Below are 22,685 nucleotides of genomic sequence, written 5' to 3'. Positions count from 1 at the left end.
AAGCTAAAAATATCTCTTTAAAACCCATTATAACTATTCGCTAAATATCAATTTAGCGAATAGTGTAAAAAACTACGAAAAAGGGGATGATAATTTGCAAGAAATTTACTCAGATGATCTTCCATATATGCTTACCGAATTCCTTGGATACCTTTCAACTATAAAGGGAAAATCTCCAAATACAGTTGAGGGCTATAAAATAGATATAAGATTATTTTTAAAATTTGTTTTAAAACAAAAACATAGGTTAACTTCAGATGTCGAGGGAGTTTCTATTAGAGATATAGATGATGAGTTTATAAAAAATATCAGACTTGGAGATATATATTCCTTTATGAATTATGTAAATACCACAAGGGGTAACAGCCCCTACGCTAGAGCTAGAAAAGTATCTTCTATAAGGGTTTTTTTCACTTATCTAGAGCGACGTGTTAAGCTTATTACAGATAATCCAGCCAAAGACTTAGAATCACCTAAAATAAACAAAAGACACCCTGTTTATTTAACATTAAATGAAAGCAAAGACCTTTTAGAAAGCGTATTTGGCACTGTTGTAGGCAGAAATAAACAAAGAGACTTTGCTATGCTTACTCTTTTCCTTAACTGCGGGCTACGTCTCTCAGAACTTGTAGGCATTGATATTAGTAGAATTAAAGAAGATATTTTAACAGTTATAGGTAAAGGAAACAAGGAACGAACCGTTTACCTTCCTCCCATTTGTGTAAATTCTATTAATTCCTACCTTCAAGAAAGACCAATACCAATCACAGGTCACGAAGATGCATTGTTTTTAAGCGAGCAAAGACGCAGAATCAACAAGAGAACTGTAGAAAAACTAGTAAAAAAATATGCTGAATTCGCAGGACTTGACTCTACAAAGTACACTCCTCACAAACTAAGACATACAGCAGCTACTTTGATGTATAAACACGGAGGTGTTGATATTAGAGCCCTCCAACAGATTCTAGGTCACGAAAGTATATCAACAACTCAAATTTATACCCATGTTGATGATGAACAACTTAGAAAAGCTGCAAAGTCAAATCCACTTGCAAACTTCAATTTAGATTAATTAGTTTACGTAAATAATATTATGTAAACTAATTAAAGGATACATAATCATTTATGTATCCTTTTATAGATTATTTATTCATTTATATTTAATATATCCTCTAAATCCTTATAATATTGGTCTCTAATTTCCTCATGATCCTCAATAAAATCATATGGCATATCATCTTCTTCATCATTTTCCCTTTGAAAAACTTCAAAATCCTCGTATTCTCTATAGGAATCTACCTGATCCTTTATTATTCCTTCTATTTTTATTTCCATATAATCATTATCTTCAAACTCTATGCACTTTCCGCAACTATTACATATACTCATACCATCCAAGTCACATAAATCATTTATATCATTTTCATCAAAAGCCATTTTATACTTCACCTCTTTTTAAAAATAATCAATATACCTATTTTAATAAAACTAACCATCGTTGTCTACCCCTAACCTCAATTCTAAATATTTAAAATATTTCTTCATCTATCAATTTTAATTCTATTAATAATATTTAAATTATAGTTAATAATAAAAATATTATTATTTTTCACATATTTCAAACTAGTCATATTATATAAAAAATTAGAACTATATAGTCATAACTACATATTCAAAAAGTGTAATAAAGATATGTTTTTTCACTTTATTAAAATTCTGTTTTTTTACCAATTAATACGAACATAAGTTTGCAAATACAATGATGCCTATGATATAATGGATATAAAATATACTTGTAATAATAATTTAAAGTACATCTGAGTATAAACGAAGGGAGAACTTAAAATGCTAACTATAGACCTAACTGATAAGCAGGAAAAAGTACTAGAATATATTCGCAAAGAAGTTTATTCTAAGGGCTATCCCCCATCTGTTCGAGAAATTTGTTCTGCATTAGGCTTTAAGAGCACTTCAACCGTCCACGCTCATCTAACAGCTTTGGAAAAAAAAGGTGCAATTAGAAAAGATCCTACCAAACCACGTGCTATTGAAATAATCGAGGACTCAAAAATGAGACGTGAAATAGTTAGTGTACCAATTGTAGGAGAAGTTGCAGCAGGGGAACCTATTCTAGCTATAGAAAATGTTATAGACACCTTCCCTATTCCTCTCGACTACATAAAGTCTAATAATAAACTATTTATGCTTGAAGTTAAAGGCGAAAGTATGATTGAAGCAGGAATTAATAATGGAGATTATCTTATATTCGAAACATCTTTAACTGCTAATAATGGAGATATAGTTGTGGCTTTAATTGAAGACAGTGCTACGGTTAAAAGATTCTACAAAAAAGAGGATTATTTTGTGTTAAGACCTGAAAATGCTTCTATGGATGACATAATAGTAAAGGAATGTTCTATACTTGGAAAAGCCGTAGGCCTTTTTAGATCTATGAAATAACACGTTATAAAAATACTTACTAAAAAGGAATTACATACTATGTCTTTTATACTTTTTATTTCTATGTGTATTTCAACTTGCTTTCTTATATATTATACATATAATTTATTTAAAAACAGAAAATTAAAGACAAAACCAATAACCAGCTTTCCCTTTTCACTTACAGGAATAGCTGGTTATTTTACTATTCTTAACTAATTTTAATTTGCGAATAAACTTATTCCCTTTTGAAAATCATAAATACATATAAAACTTTTTAAGGAGTAAGTTATGAGTATACCATATGTTAGAGGAAAATCTATATTCAATTGCATTAATACCGTTCCAAAACAATATCCTTATCTTGTAAAGGACATAGAAACTGAAGTTATAATAGTTGGTGGAGGTGCTACAGGTGCAATTTTAGGATATTACTTTACAAAAAACGGAATTCCTTCTGTTGTACTTGAGAAAAGCAGAATTGCCCACTGTAGTACAGGAATAACTACTTCCCTACTTCAATACGAATTGGATTCTAGACTTGAAGAACTTAAAAACTACGGTTCCTTAGATAAGTTTATAAATGCTTATAAACTTGGACTTAAAGCTCTAGATGAAATAAAAGATTTTATAGATGCATACGGAAATAAATGTGACTATAAAGTTAGGGACACCTTATTTTATACTTCTAAGTCTCTAGAATATAACCAAGTTGAAAATGAATATAAATTAAGACAAGATAGTGGCTTTGATGTTGAATTTATTACTCCATCAAACAACCCATTTAGTTTTAATGTAGAGGCAGGTGTATATTCTATTAATGGTGGAGCAGAGCTTGATCCCTATAAATTTACACATCAACTACTTGATGCTTCTACTCAAAATGGTTTAAGGGTCTATGAAAATTCCGAGGTAATAGATGTAAATTTCCTTGAAAATGAAGTTGAAGCTATAACAAAATATAATCACAAAGTTAAAGGAAAGATTTTAATAGTTGCAACAGGATATAATACCTCCCTTTTTACAAATAGAAATTTTGGAACAAAGTATACGACTTTCAATGTTGCTACAAAGCCATTGAAAGAAATTAAGGGCTGGCATAATAATGCGCTTATCCGCGATAATAAGGGAACATATAATTACTTTAGAACCACAAACGATAATAGAATAATTGCAGGCGGTGAGGATATCTCCTTCTTACCTGATATATTTAATGAAAAAGCTGCTAGAGAAAGTTATGATATACTTGAACAAAAGATTAAACATATGTTTCCAAGTATACCTAATATACAGATTGAGTATAAATATTGTGGCACATTTGCATCTACTAAGGATAACCTAGGCTTTATTGGAAAAGATCCTAAACAAGATAAACTTTTGTATTGTCTCGGCTACGGTGCAAATGGAATCCTATTTGCAATTTTAGGAGGATTAATGTTACCTAACTTATATAAAGGTAGCTATAATACTGATTTAGACTTATTTAAAGTAGATAGATTTGATTCTTAAAAATTAGAAAAGGAGCTGTTTCAAAACGATTCTCTAAAATCATTTTAAAACGACTCCTTCTTTAATCTTTATTTTACAAACCCAAGCAGTCTTAGTACTTTTTCTGCAATTTTTCTTTCTACTCCTTTATAAGGGAATGAATGAATGTGTATTGCAGGATTGAAGTTTAGTTCTATTATTGCATATGGGGAATTTTTATCTGTATAGTCCTCTATCATAAGGTCTACTCCACATATTTTTGCATCTACTGCTCTTGCAGAGGCTACAGCTATATCCTTAAATCTTTGAGGCATAGTATCAGTATAATCAATACTGTCTCCACCTGTGCTTATATTAGAATTTTCTCTTAAATATACAATTTCATCTACCTTTGGTATATATTTTGTATCTAGACCTCTTTGGCTTAAGAATAAATCTACATGCTTATCAAGTTTAATCTTTTCAAGAGGTGTCTTATATCCTTTTCCTCTTAAGTAACTTTTATTCTTTTCTTCTACAAGCTCTTCAATATTCATTGTACCGTTTCCAATTACATTTGCAGGTACTCTATTTAATACTCCTGCAACTTCGTCTCCTATAACAAGAAACCTAAATTCTTTCCCCTTAATAAATTCTTCTATAAGAACAGTTACATCATTTTCAAATGCAATTTCAAATGCCTTTATAAGGTCACTTGCTCTTGTTCCATCTGGGAATATACTTATACCAATTCCAAAGTTAGTACTCTTAGGTTTTATAACTACTGGAGTATTAATAAACCTTTTAACAGAAGAAATCGCATCATCCAAACTATCAAATTCTTCTCCAAGTGGCACTCTAATTCCATGCTCTTTTAACACCTTCTTAGTTACTACCTTATTCTCCATCATTAGAACTGTAGAATAACTGTCCATTGATGTTTCTGTTGCCTGCTTTATATATTCTTTCTTATTTCCCTTTGAAAGAGAAATAAAGTTTTCCTTCCTATCTAAAATATCAACTGTAATTCCTCTTTTAATAGATTCTTTCATAAGAATTTGAGTTGAAAGCTCCATATCTTCAAATCCTACCATTTTAAATCTATTTTGATATGCACTATCTTTATAAGCTTTAGCTAAACTCATATTAGCCTTTATATAGCCTTCTTCTTTAGTTTTTTCAGTTATTTTATTTGCATATGTAAGTGATGAACTAAGTACTTTGTTTCTTATTCTTTCTATATTATCATTTTCTCCAAGAGATAATTCCTTATTAATTCTTTCAATCTCAGAGAGTATTTCTAAAGCATATTCATTTTTATCTACTAAATTCCCATCTCTTTTTAGTTCTATTTTATCCTGTCCATACTTTGCTATAGCTCTTTGGTTAAATAGCCCTTCTTCCTGCCATAAATCATAGTTATTTTCTTCTTTTATAGATAAATAGATAACAAATAAGTGAATAAACCTCAAGTCTTCAATTGAAATTCCTGATTTTTCAAATGGATTTATATCTATACTTCTTATTTCTAGATACTGTACACCATCCCTTAATAAAGATTCAATAAGATTTTTATTATCCTTAGACTTTAACCTTACTTGACTATATAATTCTTTGCTATTCTCAATGACTCCCTTGTCAATAAAGTTAATGATGCTTTTTACATGAGATTCTACACTTGAATAGCTTGGAAATAAGTCTATTTTATTTTCATAACCACATTCACTATTTCTTATAGATATTACACCTTTACTTGTATAGCTTTCATGTGATATCCTTTGTAAAATTTTAAGGCACTTATCAGAATAACTCTCATGTAGTACAGGTGTACCACCTAATAGATAAATAAGAAGCCATCTATATCTTAGATAATTTCTTGCAATTTTAAGATAGAATTCATTCTTAAACTGTTTATAGGACTTACCCTCTCCTAAATTACTATAAAGTTTTTCAATAATATTTTCTTTAAAGGAAAAGTTATAGTGAATTCCTGATATAAGCTGTTTTTTACCTCCATATTTTTCAAGAAGATTTTGCCTATATTCTGTTGCATTTTTCCCCTCTTCACCGTCTCCAAAATTAGCTACAGGAATATTACCATCTAGAGGAATATCACATGGCATAGATTGCGGCCATAGATATTCATCTTCTATTTCATTTGAAACAATATCATAAAGAACCTCTAAAAAATCCCTTGCTTCAGCTAATGTTGATAGTGCAGGAGTTATCATTTCAACCTGACTTTCTGAAAAATCAGTTGTAATATATGGATTATCTATTTTATCTCCTAGAACACTTGGATGCTCTTTAAAGGAAATATATCCATTTGAATCTACCCTAAGTGCTTCACGTTCTAGACCAAAGTTTCCATTTAGAAGTTCATTTTTATTAAATAAATTCTTATATATATTTAGCATTTTACACCTTCCGAGTTTATATCAATTTTTAACTTAGTTTATGTGCTTTTTACTTTTAGATACTTAAGTTTAATATCTAAAAAGCTAGAGCGTATACTCTAGCTTAGATTATATATCAAATTCTTTAATTTATATACTACCTATAAGCTTTTCATCTATCTTATAAATGTACTTTTCCTTTAAATTCATAAAATCTTCTTTATATGTAACTTTCTTTACATGCTGTTTTGCAAGATTTATGTTATGTTCTACATATCCATACTTTTCAACATGATGTTTAATTTTATACGCATATGTTAGTTCAGTATTTTCTGTTTTATTTATCTTATCTTTTATTACTTCCTCTTCATAAAGTCCAAAGAATTTATTAATGTTCTCAATTTCTCGTAGTATTTCCCTTGAATATGATAACCTATCAATATTCTTCCCATCTTTTTTTAAGCTAATATCAGCAAGACCATACTTAGCTATTTCCCTTTGATTAAATGCAGCATCTTGTTGCCACATTTTATAATCTGATTCCTCTTTAATACAAAGAAATATAACAAAAATATGAAGAAATTTTAAATCATTAAGGCATATTCCTGCTTTTTTATATGGATTAATATCAATGCTTCTAATTTCAAGATAATTAATACCATCATATTTTAAAGATTCCAAAAACCTAGTATTATCCTTAGCCTTTAATCTTACCTGAGAATAAAGTTCCTTATGATTATAAAGAAGTCCCTTATTTATGAATTCCTCTATACTTTCAACATATTCATCTACACTATTATAGTTTGGATATATGTCTACTAGGTTTTCGTACCCATACTCACTATTTCTATATGAAATTGAATTTAAATTCGAAAATTCTTCATTTCCCCATTTTTCTAGCTTCTTTACACATTTTTCATCAAAGGTTTCATGTACTATTGGTGTTGATCCTAACAAATATACTATAAGCCATCTATATCTTAGGTAATTTCTTGCTATTCTTAGATAAAACTTATCTTTAAACTCCCTATAGCTTTCTTCACCAAAATAATCATATAATTTTCTTACTACTTCCTCACTAAATGAAAAATTATAGTGAATACCTGATATCAACTGCTTTTTCGCACCATACTTAACTACAAGTTGCTGTCTATATTTTTTTGCATCTTGTCCACCATTAGTGTCTTCAAAGTCTGCAACCTTAATATTCCTATAATCATTAATTCTACAAGGCATAGATTGTGGCCAAAGATATTCATCTTCAATATTTACAGCTACATAATCATAAAGTTTGTCTAGGCAATTATATACATCTCCAATATATTGATATATTGGGGTTATCATCTCTACCTGACTTTCTGCAAAATCTACTGTAACATAAGGGTTCTCTAATTTTTTCCCAAAAATCTTAGGATGGTTCTTTGTTGATAGATCTCCATTTTCACTTACCCTTAGAGCTTCTCTTTCTATTCCAAAATTCCCTTTAAGTAATTCTTCCCTAGTAAACAACTCTTTAAATATGCTAAGCATTTTCCACACCCTTCCGTCCTTAAATAGTTAAGTATGATATTAAAGCAGATTATTTTAAACTATTTTAAGTTACCTTTAATTTAAGAATTACTTGTTATTTAGAACATTTGAAAGTCCTATCATAACACCTGTTTTTCCATGGTCAAATGTAAGTCCACCTTGCATATAAGCTATATATGGCTCACGAATCGGACCATCTGCACTTAGTTCAATTGATGACCCTTGATTAAATGCCCCTGCTGCCATAATAACTTTACTTGTATAACCTGGCATTTCCCAAGGTTCACACTCTACAAAGGAATCAACAGGTGAACCCTTTTGAATACCTTTACAAAAGTTAACAAGGTCCTTTTCATTTCCAAACTTAATAGCAAGTATAATATCACTTCTTTTATCAAATGAACCTGGACAAACATCATATCCTGATAACTCCATCATTCTACTACAAAATATAGCTGTTTTTAATGCTTCTGCTGTAACATGAGGAGCATGGAAAAGTCCTTGGATCATGTGTCTTATAACCCCTAGCGTTGCCCCTGCTTCCTTTCCTATTCCAGGAGAAGTCAATCTATATGATGCTTGAGTTACATATTCTCTTTTTCCTACAATATATCCTCCTGTTGGTGCAATCCCTCCACCAATATTTTTTATTAGTGAACCTGCAATTAAATCTACACCTACATCTGTTGGTTCTAGTACATCAACAAATTCTCCATAACAGTTATCTACAAATACAATCACATCTTCTCGAGCTTCCTTTACAGCCTTAGTTGCCTCTTTTATTTCATCTATAGTAATTGAAGGTCTATAATCATATCCTGTAGACCTTTGAAGCCCTACCATTTTTATAGAAGGATCTTTTTTTAATTCTTCAACTACCTTTTCAACATCAATTTTGTTGTTTTTAAGGGCTATTTCTTTATAATCTATATTAAATTCCTTTAAAGATCCAAGGTTTTCTCCCTCAACTCCTATTACCTGTAGTAGAGTATCATATGGTGCACCTGTTATGTACATTAAAGTATCACCAGGTCTTAGATTACCTGTTAAGGCCAAAGTTATTGCATGTGTTCCAGAGATTACATTAGGACGAACAAGTGCGTCCTCTGCATTAAAAACCCTAGCATAAATAGCTTCTAGTGCATCACGACCAATATCACCATAGCCATAACCTGTTGAGTTAGTGAAATGAGTATCACTAAGCCTTTCACTTTGCATAGCTTTCAAAACCTTTATTTGATTATATTCACGAATCTTATCTATTCTATTAAATACACACTCTATATCACCTAAAGCTTTCTCTGAAAGCTCTAAGACCTTATCACTTATATTAAAATTGTTCTTTAAAAATTCTTTTGTAACAGATAACATTTTGTTCCCCCTAAGTTTATTTTTATACACTAGACTATTTTATCATAAGACGTAAAACCCTTCTACACCATAAGGCATAGAAGGGTTCTATTCTTAAGGCTAATGCACTTAAAATCCCTTATTATTTTTCTATTGATTGTTGTATAAAACAGGTTTTGCAGGAGTTACTGTTGATATAGCGTGTTTGTAAACCATTGTTTGTTTTCCGTCTACTTCTAAAATAACCGTAAAATTATCAAATCCCTTTACAAATCCATTAAGCTTATATCCGTTTAGGATGTGTACCGTAACCTGTATTCTATTTTTTCTCGCTTGATTTAAAAAAACATCTTGTAGATTGTTTGACGTTTTGTTCATGTGTATCATCCTCCAGAATAAAATACTATTGATATAATAGTTCTATAAAGTTTTTAATTCTCCTTCAATGTATTCTACAATATTTTCTAAAAGACAGTGTTTATCTTCATATTTATCCGTTTCAAACCATCTTACTCTTTTATCTTTTCTAAACCAAGTTAGCTGACGTTTTGCGTATCTTCTACTACTTTGCTTAATAATATAAATTACCTCATCTAAGGTTAGCTTGCCGTCAAAATAATCTAAAACTTCTTTATAGCCAATTGCTTGCATAGATGTCATGTCTTTAGTGTAACCCATATTTAAAAGTGACTTTACCTCTTCAACAAGGCCCTTTTCAAACATAATATCTACTCTTTTATTTATTCTCTCATAAAGAGTCTCCCTATCCATTGTCAAAGTTATATATGCTAAGTTATAATCTATATCCTTTTCCCTAGATTCTCTTTGAACCTCAGAAATTGTCTTACCTGTTAGCTTATATACTTCAAGGGCTCTAATGATTCTCTTAGTATCATTCGGAAACAGTCTTTCATATGACTCTATATCAACTTCCTTTAATTTGCTATGAAGATATTCATTTCCCTTTTCCTTTGCTAGATTCTCAAGATATTCTCTATATTCCTTATCCTCCGCCCCTGAAAAATCAAGTGCATATGTTAAAGAATTTATATATAGTCCTGTACCACCAACTACTATAGGGAGTTTACCTCTTGATAAAATATCATCGATATAAGCACCTGCCTTCTCTCTAAAAAGAGCAACGCTAAATTCCATGTCCGGTGTAACCTCATCAATCATATAGTGAGGTACTCCCTGCATTTCCTCCTCAGTTATCTTAGCAGTTCCTATATCCATATACTTGTACACCTGCATTGAATCAGCTGAAATTATTTCTCCATTTAATCTTTTTGCAATCTCTATAGAAGTTGCTGTTTTTCCTGATGCTGTAGGTCCAGCAATTATAACTAGATTTTTTTTCATTTTATCACCTTACTGAATTCTTTTAAACTTCTTTTCAAGCTCTTGATGGCTCATTTTAATTATCGTTGGTCTTCCATGTGGACATGTAAATGGGCTTTTACATTCCCTTAAAGAATCTATTAATTTCTCTATCTCCTGGCTAGTTAAGGTATCCCCTGCCTTAACAGAAGACTTACAGGCCATAGAGTAAATTATCTTATCTATACAAGATGTTACCTTCTTTTCCTTTGAGCCTAATACATCTTCTAAAATTTCATTAAACATATCTAAAGGATCAGGATTTCCATATAGTATTGGAACCTCTCTTATGGCTATAGAAGTACTACCAAAATCCTCTATAATAAAACCTATCTTTTTAAAATTATCTAAATTAGATAAAAGCATTTGCTTCTCACTAATAGTTAATTCCTGAACTATTGGAGCAAGAAGTGGCTGAGATTTTATAGAAAAATCATTAAATTCCTTCATATACTTTTCATAATAAATTCTCTCATGTGCCGCATGTTGATCTATAATATACATTTCACTTAAAGCCTCTGCAATAATAAACGTAGAGTTTATCTGTCCTAGTATTCTAAGTGTAGGTATCTTGTCTTCTTTTTCCTTAACTTCTTCTTTATTTTCAAAGGAAATAGTGTTATTTCTTATATTATCTAGCTTTATTTCTGTTTGAGGTTTATTTACTATTTCCTTAATTTGCTTAGGATTTTCAAGAACAACTGAGTCTTGTTCTTTTACTTCCTCATTCTTATAAAGTGGGGTGTTCTCACCTTCAGAACATTTGTTCTTAATATCATTTTTATCCACTTTTTCTTCTAAGGAAGGATTACTGTAAGTTATATCCTCTGCTTCTTCCTTTACTGTCTTAGCTATGTTCTCTACTGCATTATAGTTTACTTCTCCTTGAACATAACTTACATTTTCCTTAAAGATTTCTTCATCAAATGCATTTTTTATATCGAAATCCTCTTCAATATATCTTTTTATAATCCTATATATTTTACTATATATTAAATGATCATCTTGAAACTTTATTTCAGCCTTAGTTGGATGAACATTTACATCTGTGAACCTTGGATTTATTTCTATATTTATAACGAAGAAAGGGAACTTGTTTATTGGAAGCATTGATTTATAGGCTTTTTCAACTGCAGAGGATATTAACGGACTTTTTATGATCCTTCCATTTACAAACACTATCTCAAGTGATCTATTTCCTTTTACAAGTGAAGTATTCCCTATATATCCTGTGAGCTTAAAATCTTCATCCTCTTCTTCTATGGGAATTATATTGTTATAGGCGTTTTTGCCAAATATAGTCCTTATAATCCCTTTTAAATCTCCCTTTCCAGGTGTTAAGAATATAAGCTTTTCATCAATTTTATATCTAAAGGATACATTTACATTAGAAAGTGCTATTTTCTCTACAAGCTCTGTTATTGAAGAAAGTTCCCTCGATGTAGATTTTAAAAACTTTAGTCTTGCAGGTGTATTAAAAAACACATCTTTAATAGTTATTATAGTCCCCTTTGGACACCCTGCATCCTCTTTATATATAAGTTTTCCACCTTTTACTAGAACTTTTTGTCCAATCTCTTCACTTTCTACTCTAGTTAGCATTTCAACCTTACTTATAGCTGATATACTAGATAAGGCCTCACCACGAAATCCTAAACTTCTTATACATTCTATATCATTTATACTCTTGATTTTACTTGTTGCATGGCGCATAAATGCTGATTCAACATCATCGGCTAATATTCCACTTCCATTATCAGATATTCTAATATATCTTAAAGGGTCTTTTTTAACCTCTATTGTTATTTCACTTGCACCTGAATCTATAGAGTTTTCAACTAATTCTTTAACTATAGATAAAGGTCTTTCTACCACTTCTCCAGCTGCTATTTTATTTATAGTTTTTTCATCTAGTAGGTTTATTATCTTCATTTATATCACCTATTTACTTTTAAGTTTTTCCTTTAACTTATAGATATAATTGATAGCGTCTAAAGGTGTCATGTTTATAATATCTATATTTTCTATCTCCTTAAGCACATCTCTCTCTTTTTTAGAGATTATATCCTTGGAATTTTCCTTATCTATTGACCTAGCCTCATATCCCTTGTCTTCACTATTTGCATCAAAGAGCGATAGTTGTCCCTTATTACTTTTTAAAGGCTCTATCTTTTTGCTACTTTGTGTATTTTTATTATTAATATCATTTTCCTCAAGTCTTTGAAGTATAGTCTTAGATAAATCTATAACCTTATCTGGAAGTCCTGCAAGCTTTGCTACCTGAATACCATAACTTTTATCCGCTCCACCTGGAACTATTTTTCTAAGGAATATTATATCCTCTCCGTGCTCCTTAACAGATATACAATAGTTTTTTACACCTTGTATCTTTTCCTCTAGTTCAGTTAACTCATGATAGTGGGTTGCAAATAGTGTTTTGCATCCTATAGAATTTGCTATATAGTCAACTACTGCCCATGCAATACTTAAGCCATCATAGGTACTAGTCCCACGACCTACTTCATCTAAAATAACAAGGCTATTTCTAGTAGCATTAGTTAATATATTTGAAACCTCCGCCATTTCAACCATAAATGTACTTTGCCCTAGAGACAAATCATCTGAGGCTCCTATTCTTGTAAATATTCTATCTACTATACCTATAACTGCACTAGAGGCTGGTACAAAGCATCCTATTTGTGCCATAAGTGTGATTAGGGCAACTTGTCTCATATAAGTAGACTTTCCCGCCATATTAGGTCCTGTAATAATAGATATAGTGTCTGATGCATTGTTAAGGTAAGTACAATTAGGCACAAATACTCCATCAATTACTCTTTCAACAACTGGATGTCTTCCTTCCTTAATGTCTATAACATCATCTTTACTTATAATAGGCTTTACATATCCATTTTCAAATGATGCTTCAGAAAATGATAGAAGTACATCAATAGTTGCAATTATCTTAGCTGTTTTTAGTATTCTTTCTATTTCAAGGGCTACTTTTTCTCTAATTTCTTGATAAAGATTATACTCTATAACCTTAATCTTCTCCTCTGCCCCTAATACCTTTTCCTCTATTGTTTTAAGCTCTTCAGTTATATATCTTTCACAATTAGCTAGTGTTTGTTTTCTAATATACCTGTTTTCTGGAACACTAGATAGGTTAGACTTTGTAACTTCAATATAGTACCCAAAAACCTTATTATAGCTAACCTTTAGGGACTTTATTCCTGTTTCTTCCCTTTCTCGGCTCTCAATATCCATTATCCATTGCTTACCTTTTTGCATAGCTTCTCTTAATTCATCTACTTCAATTGAATATCCATCTTTGATTATATTTCCTTCTTTAATTTGAAGAGATGGAGAATCCATAATTGAAGAGGATATAAGTGAGTGTATGTCCCCAAGTGTATCAAACTCTTCATGCATTTTTGTAAGTGCTAAGGACCTACACATTGATAAAGATTCCTTTATATCTGGAAGTAGTGATAGAGAATTCTTAAGAGACACCATATCCTTTGGAAGAACAGCCCCTGAAGATATCTTGCTTGTTATTCTTTCAATATCATAAACCCCAGATAGAAACTCCTTAAAATCTCCCGCAGCATTAAGGTTATCTATAAATTCCTCTACAACTTCAAGTCTTAAATTTATTTCATCTATTTTAACTAATGGCTCTTCAATCCACTTTCTAAGAAGTCTTCCTCCCATTGGAGTCTTTGTCTTATCTAAAGCTCCAATTAAAGATCCTTTTTTACTTTTTCCTCTAATGGTTTCTGTAAGTTCAAGGTTTTTTCTAGATGTGGAATCAAGCATCATGTAATTTTCTAAATCATATCTTTCAACTTTTAAAACATGGGAAAGACTTCCCTTTTGTGTTTCTTTAATATATGAATAAAGAATACCTGAGGATATCTTCTCCTCTTCCTTAATATTTGATATATCAAAGTCTACAAGTGAATCCTCTGTGTATGAATATTCATCTACCTTATTTATAAGTAGATTAAACTTACTTTTTATTAGCTTCTCTAGGTTTATCTTAAGTGAAAATTTAGTTTCTACTAATATTATCTCAGCCGGAGAGAACTTTGACATCTCATCTATTGCCTTAAAGTAACTATTAAAGCTGCTAGTTGTTAAAAATTCTCCTGTTGATATATCACAAAATGAAAGTGAAAATCTATCTTCTAAAACATAAACAGATGCTATAAAGTTATTTCTAGTATCCTCTAGAAGGTTGCTATCTATAAGCGTCCCTGGAGTTACTATTTTAATAACATCTCTTTTTACTATCCCCTTAGCCTTAGATGGGTCTTCTACTTGCTCGCATATAGCCACTTTATATCCCTTTTCAACAAGTCTTGCTACATAGCCTTCAGAAGAGTGAAAAGGAATCCCGCACATAGGTGCTCTTTTCTCCATTCCACAATCTCTTCCTGTTAAAACAAGTTCTAGTTCCCTTGAAGCTGTTTCTGCATCCTCAAAAAACATTTCATAAAAGTCACCTAATCTAAAGAAAAGTATACAATCCTTATGCTTTTCCTTTATTTCAAAATACTGCTGCATCATAGGGGTTAGTGCCACATTTATCCCTCCTTAAGTAAAAGTCAAAGTGCCTTTGAATAAATTTTGTCAAAGGCACTAAATGCTTTTTTATCTAACTACTTCTACAAATTCCCCTGTTAAACTCCATGTTTGAGGTTGTATGATTTTAACTAGTACTAGTTTTCCTATAACTGAATCATCTGCTCCATCAAAGTTTACAAGCTTTCCACCTCTAGTTCTACCCATAAGCTTTGTTGAATCATTTTTACTAGTACCCTCTACTAAGACTTCTACAATCTTATCCTTATAAGAATTATTAATCTTAATTGAATTATCGTTCATAGCAGCAACTAATCTATTAAATCTTTCATGTTTTACCTTATCATCAACTTGGTCTTCATATTTAGCCGCTGGAGTACCTTCTCTAATTGAATAAATGAAAGTAAATGCTGAATCATAAACTACCTTATTTACAAGGTCTAATGTATCTGCAAAGTCCTCTTCAGTTTCCCCTGGGAAACCTACTATTATATCCGTAGTAAGTGTTACACCTGGAATTGCTGACTTTATTCTATCTACAAGTGCTAAATAGTCTTCCTTTGAATACTTACGGTTCATCTTCTTTAGAAGTCTTGTACTTCCTGATTGAACTGGTAAGTGAACTTGTTCACATACCTTATCACAATCCTTCATAGCCTCTATAACATCATCAGTTAAATCCTTTGGATGAGAAGACATGTATCTAATTCTTTCTAAACCTTCTATTTCATTTACTATTCTTAGAAGCTTTGCAAAGTTCATATCCTCAAGGTCTTTACCATATGAATTAACATTTTGACCAAGAAGTGTAATTTCCTTATATCCTTCAGCAACTAGAGATTTAATTTCTCCAACTATAGCGTCAACTGTTCTACTTCTTTCTCTTCCTCTAGTGTATGGAACTATACAATAGCTACAGAAATTATTGCATCCATGCATTATAGTTACAAATGCTTTTAACTCACTTTCTCTTTTTATTGGAATATCTTCAACTACTTCTGAAGCCTCATCCCATATTTCAACTATGCTTTCACCTTGAAGAGCATGTACTAAAAGCTCTGGGAATCTATGAAGGTTATGAGTTCCGAATATAATATCAACAAATGGATACTTTTTCTTAATTTCTTGAGGCATACCCTTTTGTTGCATCATGCATCCTGAAATAGCAATAATAAGATCTGGTCTTTGCTTCTTTAAAGCCTTTAATTGTCCTAGGTTTCCATAAACCTTAAGTTCTGCATTTTCTCTAACGCAACAAGTATTAAATATAATAACATCTGCTTCATCACGAACTTCAGTCTTAGAATAACCCATACCCTCTAGCATTCCTGCCATTTTCTCTGAATCTTCTTCATTCATTTGACAACCGTATGTGTGAAGGTAGAACGTCTTGTCTGCTCCTGATTTCTTATCTAAATTGTCATATATTTCATTAAAACTTTTTCTACTTTGTATCTTAATCAATGTAAATCCACCTTTCTAATTCTTGAGTAAAAAATAATTAAGTCCAATGCTTCTTAGTATATTATACTAGTAAAATCACTCCATACAATAATAACAAATATTATATAATAATTGCAAACATTGAATAATGTGAAGCATTGAATTTTAAGGTTTAAGAAGACACTAATATATAACTCAAAAAACATTGAATTTATAATGATTTATATATAGAAAATAACTAAGTAATGTTTTATACTCTTGATTTTATCTACTTTTAAGTGGTGATTTTTTGTCTATTTTTATCTTTTAATTATCAGTTATGATAATATTCGTTATGATATAGTCCATAACAAGAATATAGATGGCGTCCTAGTTTTTATCACTTTTCTATTTTTAATAATGTATCTTTATTGTATTTGCAGAAGGGATTGATATAAATAAAAAAAGAGGCAACAGAAATTAATCTGTTACCTAAACTTTTTTAAAAGAATTGCATAAGATACTAGGGGAATATCTTGCTACTAAATATATCCTATTATATAATATTTATTATCCTTTTACAAACTTTATTCTAATATTCTAGAAGTTTTGTCCATGTATCCCCATCTATTAGTATATTACTTTCTTCTATACCCAATGCTTTTTTAAACTTATTAATAGCGTTCTTATTCGCTGGGCCTATTACCCCTGTATCAGAGTTTTTACTTAGGAATCCCTTATATATTAATATGCGTTGCATTACTGTAACACAGCCTCGTTTTTCGATTCCAGTAAGCTGTGGAAGTCTGCTTACTAATTCTTCAGTAGCAAAACCATCTTCTTTTAATTTGCATATCCTTTGTAGTATTCTTATCTCTTCCTCCATAACACTAGCAATTGGACTGCTACTGTTAGCTTTTATAGTATTAGCTTGTATCTTTTGTCCAGTTATTCCTTCCACTATCGCCTTTGCTAATCCATCATGACCACACTTTTTATATAGCTCCACATCATTTGCATTATCTAGGAAGAAAGGTTCTATTATTATCGCTGCCATTTTTGTACGATTTAATTCATATAAACCTCTATCATCAGCCTTAGCTCCATTTCCATTTCTTAGCTTGAATCCTAAGTTAGATATACATTTAGATACATTAGAAGCTACTACTTTACCTTTGGAACTATTAGGATGATGTAATGCCTCGCACCCATATCCTTTCCCATTACTTGAATTAACATGACAGCTTATAAAAAGGTCAGCGCTCCATGAGTTAGCTCTTGATACTCCATACGCTAAATCCTCTGATTTCGTATCAGTAGTTTTTGGAGTAACATCTAGCACTTCATGATCTAATTGTCTTAAATATTTAATTACTAACTGGTAGTATTCTCTATCTACTTCAACTTCATCTATTTTAACTTTATTTATTACTGCTTCAGCGCCTCGTACTTTTTCGTTATGCCCACCTCTAACTGCTATTTTCATAATTTATCACGACCTTTCAAAAACAGGCTCACAGTTTGACCTGTAAGCCTGTTAATTTATTTTTGAGACCAATTATATTGAAATAAACTAAAAGCTCTTAGAATTGATTACACACCTTATTTATTGATTTCATCTTTCCTGATTGAAAACGGGTTATATATTCCTTCATCTGTTGGATTATTAAGGACTCCAAGAGCTATACCTATAGAACAAATAGCTTTTACTATTACCATCACCTGCTCATTGTCTACTTTAATTCCTAATGTGGTTAGAATTAAAACTGCTGCTGAAACAATAGTTACGATTGTCCCAGGATTCTTTACTCTTTTCAAAAACTCTTTCATACTTATTCCCCTCTTTCTATTCCATCAAGCCTTTTATGTGCTGACTTAGTAGACTCCTCAACCTTTATCATTCTATTATTCAATTCATCAATTCTTTTATCTTGTGCTTTTATATCTAGCCTTATATCGTCTACCCCCTTACTTATGTAATCAAGCTTAATATCTATGATACTTTGCCTTGAAGCCGTATTTGCAGTATCTTTCTTTAGATCATTATCATAGTTACGCCTATAACCTAGATACCCTATTACTGCACCTAAAATAGTGCACCCAAACCCTATAGCTGTTATATATTCCATGTACACCTCCATATAAAAAAGGAACCCTAATACTAGAGTTCCTTATCTTAATGTTTTAATATTACTTTTCACTTTAGTTTTTACATACATTTATCACATGGATCGTATTTCCCTGACTCTTCTATTGTTCCAGAGTTTATTATTTTACTTCTACTTAATGTAGGACAAGAAGTAGTTGAGTGATATGATTTTCCTTTTGGTGTCCAATAAACAGTTTCACCATTACTAACTTTTGGCGCTTCTTCTATTTTAGGAGTTGGAGCTGGTGAAACTTTTTTAGTAGGAATCGTTGATGGTACTGTATTTTTAGGTTTTGCTGCCGAGCTTTCTTTTTTAATTCCAGCTACATAACTTCCTTCTTTACAATCTACTGTTAGTCCATTTCCTGTAGACTTAAAAACAATATCTCCACATTCATCACTTCTGTGAACCTTTATATTGCTGTTCTTTAAAGTGCTCATTGTTTCAATATGAGGATGTGAATACTTATTATCTTTTCCTGTTAAAATTACTGCATACTCTGGTTTTATATTATTAATAAATGAACTGCTTGAACTACTATTTGAACCATGATGACCTATTTTAACTAAATCAACATCCCCTACATTTAAAGTATTTTCTATTTTAGTTTCTGCATCTCCCATTAATAACATTTTATCTTTCCCATTTGTATAAAGAAGGACTAATGAGTTATTATTTGGTTCACTTTCATTTGCTACACTTAATACTTTGAATGTAGATGAACCTAACTTAAACTCAGAATTTAATAAAGGAACACTAGGGTTCAACCCCTTATTTGTCATCGCGTGTATAAAATCTGTATATGTATCTGTGTCAGATGTACCATTGCTAACAAATATATTTTTTACAGTTATACTCTTAACAACAGCATCAAGTCCTCCAATATGATCTGCATGAGGGTGTGTGGCAAATATATATTCTAATTCTTTTACTCCCTGTTTATTCAAATATGACACTACTCTGCCTTCATCATCATTATCCCCACCATCTATAAGTGCTGATTTATCACCTTGTTTTATAAGTATAGCATCAGAATTTCCTGTGTTGATAAAATGTATTTCTGCATCTGTTACAGTTTGTGTTGTTGCAACTTCTTTTACAGTATTTTGTTTTTTATTTTCCTCTGCTGCAACTTTTGAATTATCAACTGCCTCTTTTTTATTTTGCTGTACTGCTATTTCACCAACTGAAGTTTTATTAGCGCTTTGAGGTGTTAGATAACCTAACATCACTATCACAACTATAAAAACTATTAGTGTACTAGCAAATCTTTTACCATTTGGATAATTAGAATTGCTTTTCTTTACCATGCTAATAAAATTGAAAATTAATGATGGTATAATTAACAGCACTAAGAGTGTCATTATATCACTTAAGCTCTTATTTGAGCCTATCATGAAAAATAAAGTAATTAAAATATAATATATAATGGCTTTTTTCTTGTTTTTAGGATTGTCACTACGAAATCCTGCAATATAATCTTTCATATGTTAATTCTCCTTTCTTATTATGTAGAAATACTTGTATCATAGGAGAATTTAACATAAATATGTCAAAAAAACAATATTAGAACTATTATTCCACTTTAACAATTTACTTACTAAACATATCTTACTACTAATCTACAATAGCTTTTCTAAAAATAGATATAAAAAATACACCCTTATTAGGGTGCCTTTCTTATACAATTTCAGGTTGATAAGACCTATTTTTTAGGTGGTCTATAACCAGCTTTTACAGCTTCTTCTTCAGTATTAAAATATACGTTATTACTTTCTTTTATTATTGCTTTATTGTAATATGTAGAACCAGGTACATGATATATCATGCTATCCTTATTTCCTACTATTTTACCATTAGAATTTCCATTACTGTCATTTTCCTTATCAGAAAGACTTCCATTCGGCATATCAGCTTTCTTTCCGCTGTCAGTACTAGTATCTGATTCAGTCTTAACATTAGATACAATAGGAATAGCATCACTTGAATATATTAATTCAATATAAGCACTATAACACAGTAGTCCCCAGAAAAATATATATGTAATCAGAAACATGCTAGCAATACCCTTTTTACTCTTCACAGCAGCTATTGTAAATAGCACTAAAGCTATAACTGCAACTACAAAACAAACTATTTTAATGATAAACATATAAATACCTCCTAAGAGGTATATCGATTAAATATTATTTTTTAAGAGTATATAAGTCTTATATTACAAAAATTGTTATTTTATATACTCTAATAAAAGTTATATTTCTCATTATTTATGTCACATAATTTTTCTTTTGTTAGTATAGTTTTATTGTTCATTATTAAATAAAAGAAGAACAACCTATCACTCCTGATAAGTTGTTCTAAAATCAACTTCCTTTATTATCACAAAAGTTAAACTATTACTTTTTTAACAAAATATGTATTCAAAGAAATAATATTGTTAAATTGTTGTTTTTTCGTAAATAGTAATCATATAAGTTAATCTATTATCGAATTTATAAATTGAATACATTGCTGTAAAACCGTTAACATCATAAGCATCAAATCTTACCAGTCCATCTTTTGAGCTTCTTATTTTGCTTTCATTGTCATTACAGTATTTTATTAATGACTTTGAAGCATTACTATACGCTCCTACAAAATCTCTATCTCCATAGAATATCTTGCTTATAGTCGAAGTTAAGTTTGAAAACTCATCTAAATCCTTTTCTTTTCTATCTGTTAAAGTATCTCTTATATACTTTCCTTTCGTGCTTTCCCACCCTAAAGTGATGTAATCAACTGGTATATTTTTATTAGGTTTTAATAAAATGTAGTTACTTGCCACTTCTATTATGTCTACATCTACTTTTGATATCGCATCTTTAAAATATGCAACTTCTATACTAGGTAATGTTTTATAAAAACTCTCTAAATTACCAATAACTTTATTTTCTTTCCTAGAAACAATAATTGCTTTTATATCCTTTTCTAACTTATCACTTCTATCACAAGTACCAAGTTTTTCTGCTTCTGCAAGGGCATTTTTTGCCTTATCTAAATCATTAGACGACTTAGCTTCTTCATACAATTTAACTACCCTATCATATTCAATTTGAAATTTATCTTCTATATCTTTAACTATCTTAGAAACATTATCTAATCTACCAATTAATTCATCATACTGCTTTTTAAAAATAGACTTGTCTACTTTTTCTAGGTCTATCTTTGCAATTCGTAGATATTCATTCCATGTTTCAGCATTTTTAATAATAAGTGAATTTCCGTATCCACCTTTATCTTTTGGTGTTGTACTTTTTTCTACTTGGTTAACTCTGGCTAGCCCATTAACCAATGCTTCATCCTTATTAACTTCCACTGCTAAAGCATCCTTTTGGGCCTTTTCAGAATTTGGAATTTTTTTTATTAATTCTCTAGCTTCGCCTATATAGGTTTGCCACATGGCTTGGTTTTTGATTCCTAAGTAATTTGTTTTAAGCGATTTAGTCAAATGATTTATTTTAGCTTTGGCATCTTTTAAGACCTTAGATTCAGATGGATACGTAGTAGCATAAGCAATACTTATATCATTTACTAATAAAGATATTGATGTGGATACCACAAATGTAGCTACTATAACTCCTAATAACTTACTTTTAATTCTTTTCACCTATAAACTCCCCCAATCGTATATTTACCATCCAATTATATACTATATATTGTTAATAAATCAAATTACTGTATAATAGCAACCCTACTCGATTTTCAACAATTCTAAATCCACTGTCTTATTTTCCTAATATTTTGTATTTCAAACATAAAAATAACACCTAACTAATCTGTTGGTGTTTCTAATCTCTTTATTACTTCATTCTTATATTCAATTATCTTAATATCCTCAACTGTAAAAACTAATCCTGTAACTGGATTAATTTCTCCTGACTCTATTTTTCTAACTAGCATATCTACAAAAGTAGGTATTATCATT

At 30.6% G+C, this 22,685-nt stretch carries 19 protein-coding genes; 3 read left to right on the top strand and 16 right to left on the bottom strand.

Features of this window, described 5'->3' with window-relative positions:
- Positions 1-127: 127 nt before the first annotated feature.
- Entirely contained in the window at positions 128-1,072 is a 945-nt protein-coding gene (locus CLCY_RS01740; protein WP_048569501.1) for a tyrosine recombinase XerC, read from the top strand.
- Positions 1,073-1,146: 74 nt separating this feature from the next.
- Here the strand turns inward: CLCY_RS01740 and CLCY_RS01735 are convergent, their stop codons facing one another.
- Positions 1,147-1,437: a hypothetical protein gene (locus CLCY_RS01735; protein ID WP_048569418.1), complete on the bottom strand. Its 291-nt coding sequence runs from the start codon at positions 1,435-1,437 to the stop codon at positions 1,147-1,149.
- A gap of 408 nt (positions 1,438-1,845) precedes the next feature.
- Between CLCY_RS01735 and lexA the strand changes: the two genes are divergently transcribed.
- On the top strand, positions 1,846-2,460 hold the full coding sequence (gene lexA, locus CLCY_RS01730) for a transcriptional repressor LexA (protein ID WP_048569417.1): 615 nt from the start codon (positions 1,846-1,848) through the stop codon (positions 2,458-2,460).
- A gap of 270 nt (positions 2,461-2,730) precedes the next feature.
- A complete protein-coding gene (locus tag CLCY_RS01725) occupies positions 2,731-3,948 on the top strand; it encodes an NAD(P)/FAD-dependent oxidoreductase (RefSeq protein WP_048569416.1) in 1,218 nt (405 codons plus the stop codon).
- Positions 3,949-4,016: 68 nt separating this feature from the next.
- Here CLCY_RS01725 and gshAB read toward each other — a convergent pair whose 3' ends face one another.
- From gshAB to CLCY_RS13865, 15 genes are all read right to left on the bottom strand, one after another.
- Complete coding sequence (gene gshAB, locus CLCY_RS01720; protein WP_048569415.1) at positions 4,017-6,323, bottom strand: bifunctional glutamate--cysteine ligase GshA/glutathione synthetase GshB; 2,307 nt, start codon at positions 6,321-6,323, stop codon at positions 4,017-4,019.
- A gap of 129 nt (positions 6,324-6,452) precedes the next feature.
- Complete coding sequence (locus CLCY_RS01715; protein WP_053083226.1) at positions 6,453-7,832, bottom strand: hypothetical protein; 1,380 nt, start codon at positions 7,830-7,832, stop codon at positions 6,453-6,455.
- Positions 7,833-7,919: 87 nt separating this feature from the next.
- The gene (locus tag CLCY_RS01710) at positions 7,920-9,203 is read right to left on the bottom strand and encodes a methionine gamma-lyase family protein (protein WP_048569414.1); all 1,284 of its coding nucleotides are present in this window, start codon (positions 9,201-9,203) and stop codon (positions 7,920-7,922) included.
- Positions 9,204-9,332: 129 nt separating this feature from the next.
- Positions 9,333-9,560 (bottom strand): RNA chaperone Hfq, encoded by a 228-nt coding sequence (gene hfq / locus CLCY_RS01705; RefSeq protein WP_048569413.1) that lies wholly within the window; start codon positions 9,558-9,560, stop codon positions 9,333-9,335.
- A 42-nt stretch (positions 9,561-9,602) separates the two neighbouring features.
- On the bottom strand, positions 9,603-10,544 hold the full coding sequence (gene miaA / locus CLCY_RS01700) for a tRNA (adenosine(37)-N6)-dimethylallyltransferase MiaA (protein WP_048569412.1): 942 nt from the start codon (positions 10,542-10,544) through the stop codon (positions 9,603-9,605).
- Positions 10,545-10,553: 9 nt separating this feature from the next.
- The gene (gene mutL / locus CLCY_RS01695) at positions 10,554-12,494 is read right to left on the bottom strand and encodes a DNA mismatch repair endonuclease MutL (protein WP_048569411.1); all 1,941 of its coding nucleotides are present in this window, start codon (positions 12,492-12,494) and stop codon (positions 10,554-10,556) included.
- A gap of 9 nt (positions 12,495-12,503) precedes the next feature.
- Positions 12,504-15,134 carry a DNA mismatch repair protein MutS gene (gene mutS / locus CLCY_RS01690; protein WP_048569499.1) on the bottom strand — a complete coding sequence of 877 codons (2,631 nt, stop codon included), beginning with the start codon at positions 15,132-15,134 and terminating at the stop codon, positions 12,504-12,506.
- Positions 15,135-15,218: 84 nt separating this feature from the next.
- On the bottom strand, positions 15,219-16,577 hold the full coding sequence (gene miaB / locus CLCY_RS01685; RefSeq protein ID WP_048569498.1) for a tRNA (N6-isopentenyl adenosine(37)-C2)-methylthiotransferase MiaB: 1,359 nt from the start codon (positions 16,575-16,577) through the stop codon (positions 15,219-15,221).
- Between the two features lie 586 nt (positions 16,578-17,163).
- Entirely contained in the window at positions 17,164-18,057 is an 894-nt protein-coding gene (locus tag CLCY_RS01680) for an N-acetylmuramoyl-L-alanine amidase (RefSeq protein WP_048569410.1), read from the bottom strand.
- A gap of 116 nt (positions 18,058-18,173) precedes the next feature.
- The gene (locus CLCY_RS01675; RefSeq protein ID WP_048569409.1) at positions 18,174-18,401 is read right to left on the bottom strand and encodes a phage holin family protein; all 228 of its coding nucleotides are present in this window, start codon (positions 18,399-18,401) and stop codon (positions 18,174-18,176) included.
- Positions 18,402-18,403: 2 nt separating this feature from the next.
- Positions 18,404-18,700, bottom strand: a complete 297-nt coding sequence (locus CLCY_RS01670) for a hypothetical protein (protein WP_048569408.1) — start codon at positions 18,698-18,700, stop codon at positions 18,404-18,406.
- Between the two features lie 80 nt (positions 18,701-18,780).
- Entirely contained in the window at positions 18,781-20,208 is a 1,428-nt protein-coding gene (locus CLCY_RS01665; RefSeq protein ID WP_053083225.1) for a ComEC/Rec2 family competence protein, read from the bottom strand.
- 218 nt (positions 20,209-20,426) lie between these two features.
- Positions 20,427-20,873: a sunset domain-containing protein gene (locus CLCY_RS01660; protein ID WP_048569407.1), complete on the bottom strand. Its 447-nt coding sequence runs from the start codon at positions 20,871-20,873 to the stop codon at positions 20,427-20,429.
- A 285-nt stretch (positions 20,874-21,158) separates the two neighbouring features.
- Positions 21,159-22,367: a hypothetical protein gene (locus CLCY_RS01655; protein WP_048569406.1), complete on the bottom strand. Its 1,209-nt coding sequence runs from the start codon at positions 22,365-22,367 to the stop codon at positions 21,159-21,161.
- 164 nt (positions 22,368-22,531) lie between these two features.
- Complete coding sequence (locus CLCY_RS13865) at positions 22,532-22,684, bottom strand: hypothetical protein (protein ID WP_200899954.1); 153 nt, start codon at positions 22,682-22,684, stop codon at positions 22,532-22,534.
- Between the last annotated feature and the right edge of the window lies 1 nt (position 22,685).

The organism is Clostridium cylindrosporum DSM 605, from assembly GCF_001047375.1.
Lineage (GTDB): Bacteria > Bacillota > Clostridia > Clostridiales > Caloramatoraceae > Clostridium_AB > Clostridium_AB cylindrosporum.
This window is presented reverse-complemented; position numbering and strand designations above follow the sequence as displayed.